This window comes from uncultured Agitococcus sp., assembly GCF_937920075.1.
Classification (GTDB): Bacteria; Pseudomonadota; Gammaproteobacteria; order Pseudomonadales; family Moraxellaceae; genus Agitococcus.
The window spans coordinates 23,263-37,659 of sequence record NZ_CALETI010000395.1; the positions used below are offsets into that span (position 1 = coordinate 23,263).

The 14,397-nt window shown below is 38.2% G+C and carries 14 protein-coding genes; 7 read left to right on the forward strand and 7 right to left on the reverse strand.

Features of this window, described 5'->3' with window-relative positions:
• Positions 1–52: 52 nt before the first annotated feature.
• The 4 genes from Q0212_RS13630 to Q0212_RS13645 all read right to left on the reverse strand — a co-directional run bounded on the left by Q0212_RS13630 (position 53) and on the right by Q0212_RS13645 (position 5,001).
• Positions 53–1,063 (reverse strand): hypothetical protein, encoded by a 1,011-nt coding sequence (locus Q0212_RS13630; protein ID WP_297926451.1) that lies wholly within the window; start codon positions 1,061–1,063, stop codon positions 53–55.
• 11 nt (positions 1,064–1,074) lie between these two features.
• Positions 1,075–2,079, reverse strand: coding sequence for an alpha/beta hydrolase (locus Q0212_RS13635; RefSeq protein WP_297926454.1), 1,005 nt, complete (start codon positions 2,077–2,079; stop codon positions 1,075–1,077).
• Positions 2,080–2,189: 110 nt separating this feature from the next.
• On the reverse strand, positions 2,190–4,211 hold the full coding sequence (locus Q0212_RS13640; protein ID WP_297926456.1) for an ATP-binding protein: 2,022 nt from the start codon (positions 4,209–4,211) through the stop codon (positions 2,190–2,192).
• A 103-nt stretch (positions 4,212–4,314) separates the two neighbouring features.
• The gene (locus tag Q0212_RS13645; protein ID WP_297926458.1) at positions 4,315–5,001 is read right to left on the reverse strand and encodes a hypothetical protein; all 687 of its coding nucleotides are present in this window, start codon (positions 4,999–5,001) and stop codon (positions 4,315–4,317) included.
• An 81-nt stretch (positions 5,002–5,082) separates the two neighbouring features.
• Here Q0212_RS13645 and Q0212_RS13650 point away from each other — a divergent pair, with 81 nt between their 5' ends.
• Positions 5,083–6,858: a GspE/PulE family protein gene (locus Q0212_RS13650; protein ID WP_297926461.1), complete on the forward strand. Its 1,776-nt coding sequence runs from the start codon at positions 5,083–5,085 to the stop codon at positions 6,856–6,858.
• Positions 6,859–7,105: 247 nt separating this feature from the next.
• On the forward strand, positions 7,106–7,600 hold the full coding sequence (locus tag Q0212_RS13655) for a bacteriohemerythrin (RefSeq protein WP_297926463.1): 495 nt from the start codon (positions 7,106–7,108) through the stop codon (positions 7,598–7,600).
• A 16-nt stretch (positions 7,601–7,616) separates the two neighbouring features.
• On the opposite strand, the gene Q0212_RS13660 is transcribed toward Q0212_RS13655, so the two are convergent.
• The 3 genes from Q0212_RS13660 to argH all read right to left on the reverse strand — a co-directional run bounded on the left by Q0212_RS13660 (position 7,617) and on the right by argH (position 10,115).
• Positions 7,617–8,105 (reverse strand): hypothetical protein, encoded by a 489-nt coding sequence (locus Q0212_RS13660; protein WP_297926465.1) that lies wholly within the window; start codon positions 8,103–8,105, stop codon positions 7,617–7,619.
• Between the two features lie 346 nt (positions 8,106–8,451).
• Entirely contained in the window at positions 8,452–8,724 is a 273-nt protein-coding gene (locus Q0212_RS13665) for an oxidative damage protection protein (protein ID WP_297926467.1), read from the reverse strand.
• 2 nt (positions 8,725–8,726) lie between these two features.
• On the reverse strand, positions 8,727–10,115 hold the full coding sequence (gene argH, locus Q0212_RS13670; protein WP_297926470.1) for an argininosuccinate lyase: 1,389 nt from the start codon (positions 10,113–10,115) through the stop codon (positions 8,727–8,729).
• A 56-nt stretch (positions 10,116–10,171) separates the two neighbouring features.
• Between argH and Q0212_RS13675 the strand changes: the two genes are divergently transcribed.
• The 5 genes from Q0212_RS13675 to hemC all read left to right on the forward strand — a co-directional run.
• Entirely contained in the window at positions 10,172–11,236 is a 1,065-nt protein-coding gene (locus tag Q0212_RS13675; protein ID WP_297926472.1) for a sensor histidine kinase, read from the forward strand.
• Positions 11,237–11,259: 23 nt separating this feature from the next.
• A complete protein-coding gene (locus tag Q0212_RS13680; RefSeq protein WP_297926474.1) occupies positions 11,260–12,015 on the forward strand; it encodes a LytTR family DNA-binding domain-containing protein in 756 nt (251 codons plus the stop codon).
• 287 nt (positions 12,016–12,302) lie between these two features.
• Complete coding sequence (locus Q0212_RS13685) at positions 12,303–13,409, forward strand: alpha/beta hydrolase (protein ID WP_297926476.1); 1,107 nt, start codon at positions 12,303–12,305, stop codon at positions 13,407–13,409.
• 3 nt (positions 13,410–13,412) lie between these two features.
• Positions 13,413–13,724, forward strand: a complete 312-nt coding sequence (locus Q0212_RS13690; protein ID WP_297926478.1) for a TRL-like family protein — start codon at positions 13,413–13,415, stop codon at positions 13,722–13,724.
• A gap of 96 nt (positions 13,725–13,820) precedes the next feature.
• Positions 13,821–14,397: hydroxymethylbilane synthase (gene hemC / locus Q0212_RS13695; protein ID WP_367175991.1), on the forward strand; the 577-nt coding region annotated here is incomplete at its 3' end.

Below are 14,397 nucleotides of genomic sequence, written 5' to 3' on the forward strand. Positions count from 1 at the left end.
TTGATGATGCTTGCCGTTTAGGCTGTGCGATCAAGCACAGCCTAAAGCAAGCTTAACTAGCAAAAATTTGCGCGACTGCTTCTGAGTTATAGAACTCATTTAATTGTGCGTCAATACGCTCTGCAATAAAACCTGTAGCAAGCATATCAGCTACAACAGATTGGGCAAAGACTAAAATATCTTGCACCAAACTTTCACGGCTAATATTGAGGCTCGCTAATAAGCTGACACCATCTTGCTGAGCAAAATCATTATACCAAGCCGCAATTAATTCATTGAGCATTTCTTTGGCATAGCTAGTATGACGTGCATGATTCCATAACATCACACCTGTTTCAACACCAAACTCAATATCTTGCGGTTTAAGATATTGTTTCACTGTTGATAAAGACAACCCTTTGATTTTATGCCAAAGTTGGTCGGCAACATGATGAATTTGTTTGGCGTCTAAAGTCTTGATTAATATCTTTTCGCTAATATCAACGATTTTTTGGGTGTTTTTATGTAGGTAGCTTTTTAACGCAGATTCAATCGCGGCATTACCGCCTGTGCTTTCCATTAAACCTTTACCCATTTTCATTAATGAAGAAACACCCGGTACTTTTTTGGCTAAAGGATTTTCGTTAACTAAATAGTCACTTAAAGCTTGATAAACAATATCAGATAACAATTTGGCATAAACAGGATTGCCAACAATGGTATGAATAATATCAGCACGTAATTTTTCGTGACTGGCAATTTTATCAACAATGGCTAAATAATCTTTATGCTCAATGAGTTGATGAATATAGGTTTTGTCATTAATAGGGCTGTTAATTGCGGCTTTTACCAAATGCAAAATTTGTGCTTGTAACTCGGGAGTTGGTGCTTGTTCTAAAACATATTGTTGGGCAACTCGTTGAATATCCTCTAGTTTAACCAAAGCATTAATTGAACGAGTTTGTGACCAATCCAAATAGGCATTAATTTCACGGCTAAGCGTGATATTAAGATTTTCGCCAGATAATTGGTTTAACAAATGAGCGCGATGAGCAGCTAATAATGCGCTAGCAGTAGGGTGCATAGATATTATCCTTATTTGGTAGTCGTAGGAGCTGGAGCAAATTTATTAGGTTTAGCTTGTGCTTTGGCTAAGAATTTTAAATAAGCTTCACTGACAGGATAGTCAGCTTCTAAAATGGGTGTATGACCCACATCTTTCAAGATTAAATATTCACCCTCTTTCAAATTTTGCTTAATTTCTTCAACGGCTTCAACACCAATAACGGCATCTTTTTCTCCCCAAACTACCAAAACGGGAGCTTCAAGCGTTTTTAGACCTGTGTGGAAAGTGTCAGGCGTGTACCATTTCATTTGTTCAGTTAAACCTGCCATGAGCTTTTCTTGCTCGGGCAAATGGCGCATATGAATTTTTTCATAACCTTCCATGATTTCTTTAGGAACAAAGGGAGGGGAGTAAGTGGCAATTTGGGTGACCAGTTTTTCAAAGTCACCTTCTTTACGCGCTAACAATTTGGTTAATTCTTGAGGTTTGGTAATTAAAGAGTTGCCAGCATTTTGATACACGCCTGCGGTATCAACTAACATCACACTGCGAACTTCTAAGAAGTATAAAGCGGAATATAAAACAGCAATACCACCGCCTAAAGAGTGACCTGCAACGTGTAAGTCTTTTTGAATACCAAGAGTAGTGACAAATTTACGTACAGCTTCGGCTAAATTAGCCAAAGTATATTCAAATGTAGCAGGGGCAATAGTATCGCCATGACCGGGTAAATCAACCGCAATCACATGATATTGTTTGGTTAATTGCCGAGCAACACGATTCCAGTTGTCTCGTGAGCCAGAAAAGCCATGTACTAACAGCACAGTAGGTGCAGTTTTGGCACCACCTTCACTATAGCTAAAGCTAAAGTCTTCTACTTTAAGGGTTTTGCTTTCTAAGCCTGCCCATTTGCGCTCTTGTTGAAGAATAGATTGAGTTAGCGCAACAGGGTCAGTGACTAAGGCTGGTGCTGCAAAAGTGCTTGCTTGATAGCTAATCGCTAATAGCGAGGCAAGTATGAGTTTTTTTAGCATATTATTATATCTCGTAAAAATTAGATTGAGGCGGTACTATAACGATTGAGTATAAACACAGACTATTCTGTACAACATTGACAGTTGTCATTTATTAACGGAAATTTGAGTCATACAGTAGAATCAGATGGTTGCATGATAATAAGACGTAATAGCTGAATAAGAGACTCTAAACGGACTGGCTTGCTTAAAAAATAATCCATGCCAGATTGTTTGGCTTGCTGTTGTTGCTCAATAAAAGAATGAGCGGTTGAGGCAATAATTTTGAGAGAGTCTTGAGCAAAATGGCTTTGACGAATGATTTGTGTGGTCATAAAACCATCTCGATCAGGCAGTTCACAATCCATAAAAATGACATCATATTGCCCGTGTGCGTCATTAAATTGTTGTACAGCATCTTGGCTATTGGCACAAATATCAGATTTAATATTTAAAAAGTCTAATAATCCTGAAAGTACCATTTGATTGATGGCATTATCTTCAACGATTAAAACTTTTAGATGTTCTGCATGTAGAGGAAGATGATCTTGATCTGTGGGCTGTTGTTCGTGACTAAGATATAATGGCAATTCAACCCGAAAACTTGTGCCAGAACCTAAACGGCTATTAACAATAATATGGCCAGACATTAACTCAACCAGATGTTTACAAATGGCTAAGCCTAAGCCTGTCCCTTGTTTTCGTTGGGCATTTTTTCCCTGACTAAACGGCTGAAATAAATTTTCTAGCGTTTCAGGACTCATGCCTTCGCCAGTGTCAATCACTTCAAAAAACCAATAATGTTCATCTATTAGGTTAGCTCGAATAAGAATGGCACCTTTGGATGTAAATTTAATCGCGTTACTTAAAAGATTGAGCAAAATTTGTTGTAAACGTGAGCCGTCAATTAACAGAAATTTAGGTAATTGAGGATTAATTTCAATATGAATGGCCGTGTGTGGTGACACACTATGCTGTAGTAAGGTTGTTGCTTGCTGAAATAGATTTTCGATATGTGTTGAGGATTCATATAAGCTAAATTTGCCTGCTTCTAATTTGGCAAAATCTAGTAAATCATTGATAATTCTTAATAATAATTGCCCAGACTCTTCGATGATAGATAAATAATGTTGTTGTTTTTGATTGATAGAGGTTAGTTGTAATAGTTCAATCATGCCTAAAATGCCGTTCATAGGCGTTCTGATTTCATGGCTAATACTGGCAAAAAATTGACTTTTTGCGGTATTACGAGCCTCCGCAGCCAACATTAAACGTTGTGTTTGTAAATGTTGTTGATTTGCTAGAGCTTGAGCAAGTTGATCGCCTAACTGACCTACAAATGACACGTCATCATCGTTCCAGTAGCGAACTTGTTTGTGTTCGCAGCATAAGACGCCAACAACTTTGCCAGAAACACGAATGGCGGCATCTAATAAGGCATAAATACCTGTTTGAGGTAAATAAACCGAACTAAATTCATTGGTTCGTGGATCAAGATAAGCGTTTCCTGCATCTATCGCACGTCCAGAAATAAGTGCGGCAAAATAGCGTGGATAATCCTTAGCATATAAAACCACATCTTGATAATAACGTGCTTCTATTCGATTATATTGGCGTACTAAACGCAGTTGTTGCTGATCCTCACTCAATAACCACACACCCACAACATCCGTGCTAAGAGTTTCAGCAGCCATTTGACAAATAATTTCGCTATAACAGTCAAAATTTCCTAGTGCAAGTTGAGAGTCTAAAGCAGCCGCAACAATGGTTTGTTGCATCAATTGTTTTTGTTGTCGAGTTTTTGTGCGTGAAGTAATGTCATTGATAAAACCAGAAATAAATATTTCACCATTATCTTCAATAACTTGACCTTGTTCGTGGACATATTTAATTTGTTGTTGCTGATCAATAATACGATATTCAAGATCATAAGCTTTTTGACTTTTAATGTGTGTTTGCCGTTGATAGTCTATTTCTAATAAATCATCAGGATGAATAATTGTATTGAGATCAATCAGTGGTGTGTTGTCTGTGAGGGCAAATAAGGTACTAGCACCTAAACTATATTCTAGTAGATGGTATGGTGGATGGGGATAAGCCAAATAAGCCATCCCCACCAATAAATTGGCAAGAGTAGGGCGTTGCCTAGACATATCCTTATTACTCGTGCAAATAAATAGTTGTAGGGGCTATTGATATTTTGCAAACAGAATCAAAATTTCAATAGCCCCTATTATCATAAAGCGAAAAAGTCACCTAAAAACGATAACCAATACTCAAACCGATGACAGGGTATAATTCACTATAATCGGCATCGTTGATTTCTTTTTGCAGGGCTTGTTCTTCGTTAGCAACTTCTTTTTGAAAAATGGGATTACTGGTATTCATAATAATGCCAGTATTGGTGTTTCTAAAACTACCTGTGACATTTAAATCTGCTGTAGGTTTATCTTGAAATAGCACACCAATATCGAATTTGGCATAAATACGGCCACCTTGCATGGCGTTACCCCAACCAATACCCGCATAAGGCGCACCAGAACCAAAGTCAATACCAGCATTAATTTGGCCATCAGGAAAGCTCTGATAAGATTGACCATCAATATCGCAGCTTTGTGGGCAAGTGGCTTTTAAATCAATATTATTATCATGAGCCAAATAGCCTGCACTCAAATAAAAACTACCACCAAAAGGATGAATATCGGTAATTAAACCATAACTACTAAAGTCAACAGTTCCTTTATAGTTTGTGCCGCTTTCTTCAAAGTCTTCATCAACTGAGGCTGCGCTAGCTGTTAAACGTAAATTTATATATTTATTTATGCCAAAAGTGCCTTGTACGCCAACACCTAAGGTACTCAAACCTACACCTACAGCAACGTCAGCCTGAGCTTGTTGGTAACATAAGATACTTAATAATACGACAGATAATTTCTTAAACATGTTAAACACTCCTTGAAATAAGAGGGGGCATCCCTTTATATTTAATTTTGATACGACAAACAATACTTAGTGAAAATAATTATGAAAAAGACAAATTTTTCTTTTCGGATAGATACCCGCTGGTGTTTGGATGAATTATTAAAAGATGGTTATATAAATCAGCGAGATGCTAATTTAGTCGCAACCACACCACGTCCTCGTGATAAGTTACATTGGCATCCTTTAGAAGTGATAGCACAATTTGATTTTGTTAACCTAAAAAAGCCAAGCCATAAATTAAACTTAGATACCTTATCGGCATGGTTGGCTGATAAAGCAGAACAGCCTCTATTTCATATTGATCCTTTAAAAATTAATGCAGGAACAGTGACAGCCATTATGTCTTATGCTTTTGCTGAGCGGCATGGTATTTTGGCGGTACAGGTTGATAAAGAGTTTGTTACGATTGCCAGCGCACAGCCATTTCATAATGAATGGGAAGAAAATTTACAACATACCTTAAAAAATAAACAAATTAAAAGAGTGGTAGTTAACCCTGCTCACTTACATCGTTTTTCTATTGAGTTTTATAAATTAGCTAAAGCAATTGAGGGTGCAAATAATAGCGATGCTGTTGCCAGTAATACCAATAAAATTGGCAATTTTGAGCAATTATTGGAGTTAGGCAATACCACCAATCCCGATGCCAACGACCAGCATATTGTGAGTATTGTAGATTGGCTGTTGCAATATGCCTTTGATCAACGGGCGAGTGATATTCATTTAGAACCAAGACGCGACACAGGTAATGTGCGTTTTCGGATTGATGGCGTATTGCATAATATTTATGAGTTTCCAGCGTTAATTATGAACGCAGTGATTTCACGAATTAAAATTTTAGGCCGAATGAATGTTGCTGAAAAACGAAAACCGCAAGATGGTCGTTTAAAAACCCGTAGTCCCAAAGGTCAAGAAATTGAATTACGTTTATCCACCTTGCCAACGGCATTTGGTGAAAAAATGGTGATGCGTATTTTTGACCCTGATGTTTTGGTTCGTGGTTTTAAAGAGCTAGGTTTAGTGGGTGATGACTACGATAAATGGCAAAAAATGGTGCAAGAGCCAAATGGCATTATCTTAGTCACAGGGCCAACAGGTTCAGGAAAAACAACCACGCTATATTCTACGCTTAAACAATTGGCAACGGATGAGGTCAATGTCTGTACGGTAGAAGACCCTATAGAAATGGTTGAGGCAAGTTTTAATCAAATGCAGGTACATCATGGTATTGATTTAGGCTTTGCCGAAGGCATTCGAGCCTTAATGCGTCAAGACCCCGATATTATTATGGTCGGTGAGGTGCGTGATTACGATACGGCAGATATGGCTATTCAAGCTGCATTAACAGGTCACTTGGTATTATCAACCTTACACACTAATGATGCCCCTTCTTCAATTATTCGATTAATAGATTTGGGTGTTCCTGCTTTCTTAATTACCTCAACAGTCATAGGAATTATGGCACAACGTTTAGTGAGAACCTTGTGTCCACATTGTAAGCAGCCTGTATCTTGTGATGAACAAGCATGGATAGATTTAACGCAACCTTGGATGGTTAATATGCCTGAGACTATCTACGCGCCTAAAGGTTGTTTGGAGTGTCGTGATACAGGCTATTTGGGACGAGTCGGTTTATATGAAATTATGCTATTAAATAATGATGTTAAACGACTTATTAACGAAAACGCACCGTTAGCTGAAATCAAAAAACAAGTTTATAAAGAAGGTTTATTACCATTACGTTTATCAGGCGCACAAAAAGTTGCTAAAGGTCTAACGACTATCGAAGAAGTATTGAGAGTAGCGCCTTTGTCTTGATGATTTAATTATTAATGACTGTTGTTCAGTATTAGGCTACATAAAATGTGATAAACAATACTTTTTTTAATGTTAAAAGCCCATATAATAAATATGGGTTTTAACATTAACGTGTAGGACGTATGCAAAACGCGATTATCGCGTCAAGTCAACTGTATGATGGCATATTTCTTAACAAAGAATGGAATCGTAATAGCCATAAATAACATGCAGTTATCAGCATATCCTATGAGTGGAGTATCTTTATATGACAACTGCAACACCTGACTTGTTTCATTGGTCAGATGACTTTAACGTAGATATACAGGAAGTAGATGAACAGCATAAGGTGTTAGTGGATTTGTTAAATCAATTACATCACGCTATTGTTGAGCGTCGTGGTAAAGCCGCCTCACAAGAAATCTTAAATCAATTAGCAGACTACACCCGCACCCATTTTTTATTAGAAGAAAGTTTAATGCGTGTCTTGCATTATCCTGGTTTAGAAATTCATAAACAACAACACGAAGATTTAATACAACAAATACATGAATTACAAAGAAAAATAGACGAAGAGGGTGCAACAGTTACCTTTGAGTTATTACATTTTTTAAAAATGTGGTTAATTCAACACATTAACGAAAGCGATAAACGTTTTGGTGATTTTTTTGCAAAATCTTCCCATTTGCAACAATATGCAACATGGAATAAAGAAGTTGAGCAAACCATGAAAAAGAAAAAATGGTGGTGGAAATTCTGGTAACTAGGGTCAACAGACCCTACTCTCCCCAAAAAGACTTTTGTGCATTAGGGGATGGGTAAACAACTGGTGCAGTGGGTAGTTGATTTAGCTTCTGCTCCAGTTGTTCAAGTTTTTGGCTTAATTGTTGTAATTCTTGTTGTTTATTTAACAGTTGAAGCATTTCTTGCTCATCAATATGAGCTTCTAGTTCTAAAAATAAGCGTTGTTGGCCATTGATTTCGGTACTAAATTGTTCTTGCAGAATATTTATTTTGACTAAGGCGGTGGCTGTTGCGGTAATTTTTTCCTCTAACTGATCGTTGATTAAGGTGCTTTGAGCCTGAATATAAGTGCCTGCTTCTTGGGCGGCTTGATTTTGTAGTTGTTGAATGAGTAAACGTTTAGCACTTAAACGACTGTCATTATCGCCTAATAAATAAGATTGTTGATAAGTCTTTTGCCAAGCAAACAAAGGCGTATGGTATAGGCAAATTAAAATCAGGACGAATCTACACCAAAATGGCATGTGCGAACCTCAAGCTTTTCTCGAATTACTGATTGTTGATTTAGATTGCTTTAATTGTGTTTGTTCTCTGCGTTGTCTTTCAATGAATTGTTGTTTGGCAAACTGTTGGGCATGCGCAGATGAGCCACACGCAGTGATGACAACATAAGCAATACTTATATATTTTGAAAGAAATCTAAGATAAACCAACATAGTTCTGTCCATAGTATGATAGATGTTCATACACACTACAAAAGCTATGCCAATAATTAATGTATTTGATATTTATGGTTTTTTTATTTTTTAAAAAGGGTATAAAAGAAAAAGACCAACAAAAAATGTTGGTCTTTTTACAAGAAATGCTGTTTTATTTCTTTTCGGGTGTCCAACCTTTAGGACGCTCGTAATCTGCATTACTGAAAAACTTTTCGCGTTGTTCATCTAAAAAAACATGCGTTTCTGCTTGCATCACATTTAGGTGGTTTTCGTTAATTAACATGGTTTGATGTTTGAGCCACTCTTGCCATGCTTGTTTAGAAACCGTTTCAAAAATAGTTTGGCCTTTTGCGCCATTAAACGGTGGAAAAGCTAAGCCTTCCATTTCTTGTTGATATTTACGACACATTACCATCCGCGTCATGATTAAGCTCCTATACGACTGCGTGCGCGTTGCACCGCGGCAACAACTTGATTGGGGGCTGTGCCACCAATATGGTTACGCGCATTGACTGAACCTTCTAAACTTAAAACCTCAAACACATCTTGTTCAATGGTGGTTGAGAACTGTTGTAATTCGGCCAAGGTCATGGCACTCAAGTCTTTGCCGGTTTGTACGCCATAAGCAACAGCTTTACCAACGATTTCGTGAGCATCTCTAAATGCCGTGCCGCGTTTTACTAAATAATCGGCTAAATCGGTCGCTGTTGCAAAACCGCGTAAAGCCGCTTCACGCATGGCTTCGCGATTAGGTTTAAGTGCAGGAACCATATCAGCAAACGCGCGTAAGCTCGCCTGTAAGGTGTCTAAAGCATCAAATAATGGTTCTTTGTCTTCTTGATTATCTTTGTTGTAGGCTAAAGGTTGGCCTTTCATTAAAGTTAATAAGCTAATTAAATGACCATTCACACGGCCTGTTTTGCCGCGGACTAATTCGGGCACATCAGGATTTTTCTTTTGTGGCATGATGCTTGAGCCAGTACAAAAGCGATCAGGAATATCGACAAATTTAAATTGTTGCGAGTTCCACAAAATTAATTCTTCGCTCATACGAGATAAATGCATCATGGTTAATGAGGCAGCAGCGCAAAACTCAATGGCAAAATCACGATCAGAAACCGCATCTAAAGAGTTTTCGCAAACTGCTTCAAAACCTAAAAGCTCAGCAGTATAAGCACGATCAATCGGGTAGGTTGTGCCTGCTAAAGCCGCAGAGCCTAAAGGCATACGATTAACCCGTTTACGGCAATCGGCTAAACGTTCATCATCACGCACCAACATTTCAAACCAAGCTAAGAGATGATGACCAAAGGTGACAGGTTGAGCGGTTTGTAAATGGGTAAAACCCGCCATAATTGTATTGGCTTCGCGTTCTGCTAAGTCTAATAAGCCTGTTTGCAGACGACGTAAAATCGCACGTGTTTGGTCAATTTCATCGCGTAAATATAAACGAATGTCGGTTGCGACTTGGTCATTACGGCTACGTCCTGTATGAAGCTTTTTACCAGCAATACCAATGCGATCAGTTAAGCGTGATTCGATGTTCATATGAACATCTTCTAAATCAACTCGCCATTCAAATTGACCTGTTTCAATTTCTTGCCTAATCGCAGTTAAACCATTGATAATGGCATCTCGTTCACTATCGGTTAATACGCCAACTTTAGCCAACATCGTAGCGTGAGCGATTGAACCTTGAATATCATGTTTATACAAACGTTTATCAAAATTGACAGACGCGGTAAACTCAGCAACAAAAGCATCAGTGGCCTCACTAAAACGGCCACCCCACATAGAAGAAGAAGGTGTAGTCATAACAGTACTGCAAATTAAATAAACAATAAAAAATTTAACGAGAGTATAAAGCAATTATGCCGCAAACCGCTAATAATCCGCACAACTCCGCTTTGGATGATTTTTTTCTGCCAGATTTGTGCAATATGAAAGCAGTGTTGCGCTTATTGGTTGTGACAGAGCTACTAGCCGTATTTTTAACTTTGGCCGATTTAGAGCGTTTAACGCCTTTTCCGTGGGCTGATTTGGGATTAACGTCTTTTTTGTTGGCATGGGTTGGGTTGTGTACAGCAACATTATTATGTGCTTTGCGTAAGCAATTAAGTCGTCTCAAACATTCTTACGCTGCATTTATTGTATTATTTTTATTTTTGATGATGGTGGCTTTTTTTACCTTTGCGGCTGAAGGTCTATTATTATATTTGCAAATACGGCATGTGGGTGAAGTTGATGTTGGCACAGCCTTAGTGCGTAATGTGTTAATGGGCGGTATTATTGGCGGACTAGTTTTAAGATATTTTTATTTACAAGAATTATTATTGCGTCGGCAACGTGCAGAGTTAACAGCACGCGTACAAGCCTTACAAGCTCGAATTAGACCTCATTTTTTATTTAATTCGATGAATATTATCGCTAGTTTAATTATGGTTGATCCCGATAAAGCCGAACAAGTAGTTGAGGATTTATCAAGTTTATTTAGAGCGAGTTTAAAGGCAGAAGGTGAAGTCCCACTTAAAGATGAGATTGATTTATGTAATCGTTATCTCAATATAGAAAAACTACGCTTAGGTAAACGTTTAGAGTTTGAATGGCGTTTAGATGGTTTAATACCCAGTTTAAAAATACCTGCATTGACATTACAACCACTCTTAGAAAATGCCATTTATCATGGTGTAGAGTTAGATGATGAAGGTGGTAAACTGACTATACTTGTAGAATGGACAGGTGAATTGGTGAATATAGTCATTACTAATCCCTATCACCAACATAAAAAGAGCAAACATAAAGGCAATAATATGGCTACAGCCAATATCAAAGAACGTCTAAAAGTTTATTATGGTGATCAAGCGACCTTTAAAAGTGTCAGCGCGGGCAATTTATTTACAACACAAATTAGTTATCCTTTACCACAACAACAATGAATTTATAAAAAGAAGGAGGTTATATGCGCATATTAGTCTGTGACGATGAAGCATTAGCTCGAGATCGTTTGGTACGTTTATTACGTGATGTATCTGAGTGTGAGGTTGTTGGCGAAGCAGAAAATGGCCGTGAAGCTTTAGAAAAAGTTGAAAGTTTAGAGCCAGATTTAGTATTACTTGACATTCGTATGCCAGTCATGGATGGCATAGCTTGTGCGGAGGCTATTTCACGTTTAGATAATCCACCTGCGGTGATTTTTATTACGGCGTTTGATGAACATGCACTTGCAGCATTTCAAGTTGATGCTGTGGGTTATTTATTAAAACCTGTACGTCGTGAACAATTAAATGAAGCCTTAGCTAAGGCTAGTCGTGTTAATCGAGCACAATTGCAACAAATTCGCGATCAGCAACAAGCCTCTGCCGAAGCCTCTCCTCGTCCTGAAGCCCGTAAACATATTACCGCGCGCACACATAAAGGCATGGAGTTAATTCCAATTAGTGAAATTTATTACTTTCTGGCTGATCAAAAATATGTCACTGTACGACATACACGTGGCGAAATTTTGATTGATGAAACACTTAAAGATTTAGAAGAAGAATTTGGCCATCATTTTTTACGGATTCATCGTAATGCATTGTTGGCGTTAAGTTATTTGGATGGCTTAGAAACCAATCCAACGGGACAAACTTTTGTGCGTTTTCGAGGTATTCCCGAAAAACTATTAGTGAGTCGCAGACATTTACCGCTATTACGAGAAAAAATGCAAAGTTTGTAACTAGACCCTACTATTAGATGACAAATAGCTAAATTATCATTTAGAATGTGAGGGCTATACATCTGTATAGAGCGTGTGTTATTAACAGGTTAGATTTTTTGACTAGTTAATAAGCTCTATACAAATAATAAAATTAACAACACGTGCTTAGGCCAATAATTAGAAAATCGACATATATGCGTTTGAGACTTGTGGATTAGTCAAAGATTTAAGTCTTAAGTTGTCGAAAAGCACTATCATTGCTAAGTATTTTGCCCAAAGCTCGTCAGTTCTATTGAGGCTCGTTTATGAACGGCTGGCGTAAAATCATTATCTCATCTTTATGGCTTACAGCTGCCGCCTTGGGTTTATCGGGTTGTGCAAATTTGCATAATGTTAAAACCGAAGAGCCAGAAAAATATGTTCTAGGCGAAAACGCCTCTGAAGCCCGTTACTTTTATACACGTAGTGGTTTACGTTTATTTGGTCAATGGTGGGTTCCAACCGAGCGTCCAAGAGCTATCATTTTATTAGCACATGGTACAGTATTACATTCTGGATTTTATTCTCCGTGGGCAAACGAGTTAACCAAACATGGTTATGCGGTGTTTGGCATAGACCTGCGTGGTTGGGGACAGTCACAAGGTTATGGTCGTCGTGGAAATGTCACTAATTATGATGACTATGTAGAAGATTTAACTTTAGCTCGTCGTGAAATTCGTCGTCGTTTCCCCAATGTTCCTGTGTATTTACAGGGAGAGTCATTGGGTGGAGCAGTGGTGTTGTTAGCACATATTATGGATAAAGTAACAACTGATGGCATTATTCTTAACGCGCCTGCGGTGCGTATTAACCCAGCCGCTCAGTGGAGTTTGTGGGGAAATGCCCAATTAACCAAGCATATGCCTGAAGCCCCATTATTGCCTTTATTTAAATCTTTAACAGGATTAGTCCTCACGGATCCACAAGCGAAAGATCGTTTTTGGACAGATCCTTTAACCACACGTACGGCTTTAGGTGGTGGTTTTGTCACTGCTTTACAAGATGCGACAGAGCGGTTACAACTCAATGTAAATAATGTGCGTGCGCCAATGTTGATTATTCATGGTACTAAGGATTATGTGATTCCAAAAAGCTCCAGTGAATTTTTATTAAAAACAGCGCAAAGTAACGATAAAACCTTACGTATTATAGAAGGCTTACATCATTCAACTTTACATGATAAACAAAAACGTCAGGTATGGGATGACACAATTGCATGGTTAGATCAACACGCTGACCAAGCCTTAGCTGCGCGTAAAAAACTACCTGATGAAACAGAAATTTCTGCATTGGAAGATCAAGTGCCTACTCAAGAAAAAGCAGCTTATCGTCCAAAGTACCCAAAACTTACTATGACAACAACGAGGAACTAATTAATGAAACATTTATTGTGGCCTGTTTTGGTTGCCACGTTGCTTTCAGGATGTGCAACAGCCGTAAGCCCAGTTAATGGCTCTTTATACACCAATCTACGCGCACCAATGCTAGTAACAGAAAGTCCTGATAAACCGACTAAAGTGGGTCGTGCAACAGTACGTTCAATTTTGGGAATTTATGCGGTAGGTGATGCGAGTATTGAGGCTGCTGCAAAAAATGCGGGTATTACGCGTATTCATCATGTTGATTATCAATCACAAAATATTTTAGGCGTTATGTCTGATTTTACCGTAATTGTTTATGGTAACTAAGTAATTATTGACGATAAAGCATAAAAAGCCTCAGAAATTTGGGTATTTCTGAGGCTTTTTTATTTAGAATAAGCAAAATTTTTTTGGATTATTGTTATGCGAACCTTACGTATTGCCACACGTAAAAGCCCTTTGGCCTTATGGCAAGCTGAATATGTTAAAGCAAGTTTATTAAAGCACCATCCACAATTAATCATTGAGTTAGTCACTTTTACCACACAAGGCGACAAAATCTTAGATACACCACTAGCAAAAATTGGTGGTAAAGGCTTGTTTGTTAAAGAATTAGAGCAAGCGATGTTGGCTGGTGATGCCGATTTAGCGGTTCATTCTATGAAAGATGTGCCCATGGAGTGTCCAGAAGGTTTAGCAATTACCACGATTTGTGAGCGTGAAGATCCAACCGATGCTTTTGTGTCTAATCGTTTCGCGTCTTTGCAAGAATTACCTTTGGGGGCAATTGTCGGCACATCCAGTTTGCGTCGTCAGTGTCAATTACGTGCTTTACGCCCAGATTTAGAAATTCGTGATTTGCGTGGCAATGTGGGTACACGTTTAGGGCGTTTGGATAATGGCGAATACGATGCCATTATTTTGGCTAGTGCAGGTTTAAAACGTTTAGGTTTGCAGCAACGTATTGCTCAATCGTTAACTCAACTATTACCTGCTGTAG